This is a genomic window from Mesorhizobium sp. M1A.F.Ca.IN.020.06.1.1, assembly GCF_004023265.1.
In the GTDB taxonomy this organism is placed as follows: domain Bacteria; phylum Pseudomonadota; class Alphaproteobacteria; order Rhizobiales; family Rhizobiaceae; genus Mesorhizobium.
In genome coordinates, this window is sequence record NZ_RZSR01000554.1 from 1 (window position 1) to 4,024 (window position 4,024).

Genomic DNA, 4,024 nt, shown 5'->3' on the forward strand with positions numbered 1-4,024 from the left:
GCCGAATGCTCAGATGACCGTTCGCCGCGAGCCGCTCGGCGTCGTCGGCGTCGTCACCCCATGGAACTTTCCGTCGGCCATGCTCACCCGCAAGGCCGCTGCGGCGCTTGCCGCCGGCTGCACCGTGGTGGCGCATCCGTCCTCGGAAACGCCGCTTTCGGCGCTGGCGCTGGCCGAGCTCGGCGAGCGTGCCGGCCTGCCCGCCGGCGTCTTCAACGTTGTCACCGGGGATGCGCGCACCATCGTCGGCGCGATGTGCGCTGACGCCCGGGTGCGCGCCATGAGCTTCACCGGTTCGACCGACGTCGGCCGGCTGATTGCCGCGCAGAGCGCGCCGACGATGAAGCGACTGGTCATGGAGCTCGGCGGCCATGCGCCGCTGATCGTCTTCGGTGATGCCGATATCGAAAAGGCGGTGACGATCGCCCTCGACGCCAAATTCGCCACCTCCGGCCAGGATTGTCTTGCCGCCAACCGCATCTATGTGCAGCGCCAGATCTATGACCGCTTCTGCGCCGCCCTCGCCCGTCGCATCGAGCGTCTGCGCACCGGCAACGGGCTTTCACCCGACGCCGATATCGGCCCGCTGATGCATGAGCGCGCCGTCAAGAAGGTGGAGGAGCAGGTCGCAGACGCGCTGGCTCGCGGCGCGCGCTGCCTCATCGGCGGCAAGCGCCATGCGGCCGGGCCGCTGTTCTATCAGCCAACGCTGCTCGTCGATGTGCCGGACGAGGCGCTGATCATGCATGAGGAAACCTTCGGCCCGGTCGCCGCCGTCACCCCGTTCGACGAGGAACGGGAAGTCGTCGCCCGCGCCAATGCTACCGAATATGGCCTCGTCGCCTATGTCGTGACCGAGAACGGCGCGCGCCAGGCGCGCATGGGTCGCGCGCTGGAATACGGTATGGTCGCGATCAACCGGGTGAAGATCACCGGCGCGCCGATCCCGTTCGGCGGCGTCAAGCAGTCCGGCATCGGCCGCGAAGGCTCGCGCCATGGCCTCGAAGCCTTCACCGATCTGAAATACCTTTGTCTGGACGTCGCCTAGCGCACGCCGGAAGAATTCCCTGCAAGGAGAAAAAAGATGCTCGAACAGTCCAACGAACTTTCGGCCTGGGATCGCGACCACTTCTTCCATCCCTCGACGCATATGGGCACGCATGCGCGGGGCGAGTCCCCGGCACGCATCATGGCCGGCGGCGAAGGCGTCACCGTCTGGGACAACACCGGCAAGAAGAGCATCGATGCCTTTGCCGGCCTCTATTGCGTCAATGTCGGCTATGGCCGCCACAAGATCGCCGATGCCATTGCTGATCAGGCCAAGAACCTCGCTTATTATCACGCCTATGTCGGGCACGGCACCGAGGCCTCGATCACGCTCGCCAAGATGATCATCGACCGCGCGCCGAAGGGCATGTCGAGGGTCTATTTCGGCCTCTCCGGCTCCGACGCCAACGAGACCAACATCAAGCTGATCTGGTATTACAACAACGTTCTCGGTCGGCCGGAGAAGAAGAAGATCATCTCGCGCTGGCGCGGCTACCACGGCTCCGGCGTCATGACAGGATCGCTGACCGGGCTCGAGCTGTTCCACAACGCCTTCGACCTGCCGCGCGCGCCGATCATGCACACCGAGGCCCCCTATTATTTCCGCCGCGCCGACCGCTCGATGAGCGAGGAGCAGTTTTCGCAATATTGCGCCGCCACGCTCGAGGAGATGATCCTTGCCGAGGGCCCGGACACCGTCGCGGCCTTTATCGGCGAGCCGATCCTCGGCACCGGCGGCATCGTGCCGCCGCCCGCCGGCTATTGGGAAAAGATCCAGGCAGTGCTGAACAAATACGACGTGCTGCTTGTCGCCGACGAGGTGGTGACCGGCTTCGGCCGTCTCGGCACCATGTTCGGCTCCGACCATTACGGCATCAAGCCGGACCTGATCACCATCGCGAAGGGCCTGACGTCTGCCTATGCGCCGCTTTCCGGCGTCATCGTCTCCGACAAGGTCTGGCAGGTGCTGGTCAGGGGTTCCGACAAGCTGGGCTCGCTGGGCCACGGCTGGACCTATTCGGCGCATCCCATCTGCGTCGCCGCGGGCGTCGCCAATCTCGAACTGATCGACGAGATGGATCTGGTGAGGAATGCCGGCGAGACCGGCGCCTATTTCCTCGCCGAGCTGGCCAAGGCCGTCGGCGGCCACAGAAACGTCGGCGAGGTCCGCGGCGACGGCATGCTGGCTGCGGTCGAGTTCGTCAGGGATCGCGACGATCGCGTCTTCTTCGATCCGGCGCTCAAAGTGGGCCCGCAGATCGCCACGACGCTCGCGGCAAGCGGCGTCATCGGCCGCGCCATGCCGCAGGGCGACATCCTCGGCTTCGCGCCGCCGCTTTGCCTGACGCGCGAGGAGGCCGACACCATCGTCGCCAAGACCGCCGACGCCGTGAACAGCGTGTTTGCCAGCCTCTGAAGCAATCCAGGAAGGTGTGAACGGTTTTCCGTCCGGAGTTGCGTGAAAGCAAAGGAACAGACCGACATGAATGCCATAACCAGAACCGTCCCCGCCACGATGGCCGCCGTGCAACTCACCGGCCACGGCGGCCTGGAAAAACTCGTCTATCGCACCGATGTGAAGGTGCCGCCGCCGGCTGCCGGCGAGGTGCTGGTCAAGGTCAGCGCCTGCGGCATGAACAACACCGATGTCTGGGTGCGCCAGGGCGCCTACGGCACCGAGGAAGACGCGGCCGCCGTGTCGACCTGGCGCCGGCAAGGCAACACACTGACCTTTCCGCGCATCCAGGGCACCGATACGGTGGGCACCATCGTCGCCGTCGGTGACGGCGTACCCTCCGAGCGCATCGGCGAACGCGTCATGGTCGACTTCTCCATCTACAACCGTGACGACGATTCGCTTGCCGACATCGACTATATGGGCCACGGCCGTGACGGCGGCTATGCCGAATACCAGGCGCTGCCGGCCGAGAACGCGCATGTCGTCAATACCGATTTGAGCGATGTCGAGCTCGCCACCTTCTGCTGCGCCTATCTCACCGGCGAGCAGATGCTGGAACGTGCAGGCTTGAAGGCCGGCGAACGGGTGCTGGTCACCGGCGCCTCCGGCGGTGTCGGCTCCGGCATCGTGCAGCTGGCGCGGGCGCGGGGCGCCATTCCCTATGCCGTGGTCGGCAAGGGCAAGGAGCAAGCGGTGCTCGACATCGGCGCCGAGAAAGTGATCACGCGCGGCGTGGCCGACCTGCCTGCCGCCGTCAACGAAGCGACCGCTGGCCAACCCATCGACGTGGTCGCCGACCTTGTCGGCGGCGCCATTTTCAATGATCTGCTGCGCATCCTGCGGCCCGAGGGACGCTACACCACCGCAGGCGCCATCGCGGGGCCGGTGGTGCAGTTGGACCTGCGCACCATGTATCTCAAGCAGCTTCAGCTGCACGGATCGAGCCAGGGCACCAGGGCGGATTTCCGCCGCATCGTGCGCTACATCGAGGAGAAGAAAATCCGCCCGCTGGTCGGCGGCGTCTACAAGCTGTCGGACTTCCACCGCGCCCAGACCGACTTCATGGCCAAGGACTTCGTCGGCAAGCTGGTGGTGGTGCCGGACGCGATTGCCGACACGAACAAGTAGCGGCCGATGGCGGCGGCCGACGGGTTGACCTTGGCGGTCAGACCTTGCGCTCCTGAAGGATGTTGCCGCCATCCACGACGATGACGGCTCCGTTGACATAGCTGGCGCCGTCGGACGCCAAGAACAGCACAGCCGCGGCGACCTCCTCCGGAGTGCCGGCGCGTCCAAGCGGCGTGTTTTGCGCCGCGAGGAGTTCTTCCGGGGTCGAGGCGCCCGTCGCGATCCAGCCCGGCGCCACGGCGTTGACGGTGACGCCGCTGCGGCCGACCTCCAGCGCAAGCGCATGCGTCAGCCCGACCATGCCTGCCTTGGCGGCGGAATAAGCGGCCTCGCCTTCGTTGGAAACGTAAGGGCCGGTGACCGAGGCCATGTTCACCACGCGTCCATGGC

General features: G+C 66.0%; 4 protein-coding genes. 3 read left to right on the forward strand and 1 reads right to left on the reverse strand.

Translation table 11 applies throughout. From position 1 onward, the window contains the following. The 3 genes from EOA60_RS22100 to EOA60_RS22110 form a co-directional block, all read left to right on the forward strand. Window positions 1-1,048, forward strand: a 1,048-nt coding sequence (locus EOA60_RS22100; RefSeq protein WP_164899458.1) for an NAD-dependent succinate-semialdehyde dehydrogenase, incomplete at its 5' end; no start/stop codon positions are given. Between the two features lie 36 nt (window positions 1,049-1,084). Continuing rightward, window positions 1,085-2,464 (forward strand): aspartate aminotransferase family protein, encoded by a 1,380-nt coding sequence (locus EOA60_RS22105; RefSeq protein WP_095823362.1) that lies wholly within the window; start codon window positions 1,085-1,087, stop codon window positions 2,462-2,464. 66 nt (window positions 2,465-2,530) lie between these two features. Next, window positions 2,531-3,634 (forward strand): alcohol dehydrogenase family protein, encoded by a 1,104-nt coding sequence (locus tag EOA60_RS22110; protein ID WP_095823578.1) that lies wholly within the window; start codon window positions 2,531-2,533, stop codon window positions 3,632-3,634. Window positions 3,635-3,671: 37 nt separating this feature from the next. Here the strand turns inward: EOA60_RS22110 and EOA60_RS22115 are convergent. Next, window positions 3,672-4,024, reverse strand: a 353-nt coding sequence (locus tag EOA60_RS22115; RefSeq protein WP_128311888.1) for an SDR family oxidoreductase, incomplete at its 5' end; no start/stop codon positions are given.

Excerpts from the sequence above, each read along its gene's own strand:
- EOA60_RS22105 (WP_095823362.1), top strand. The coding sequence starts at position 1,085 with ATGCTCGAACAGTCCAACGAACTTTCGGCCTGGGATCGCGACCACTTC.
- EOA60_RS22110 (WP_095823578.1), top strand. The coding sequence starts at position 2,531 with ATGAATGCCATAACCAGAACCGTCCCCGCCACGATGGCCGCCGTGCAA.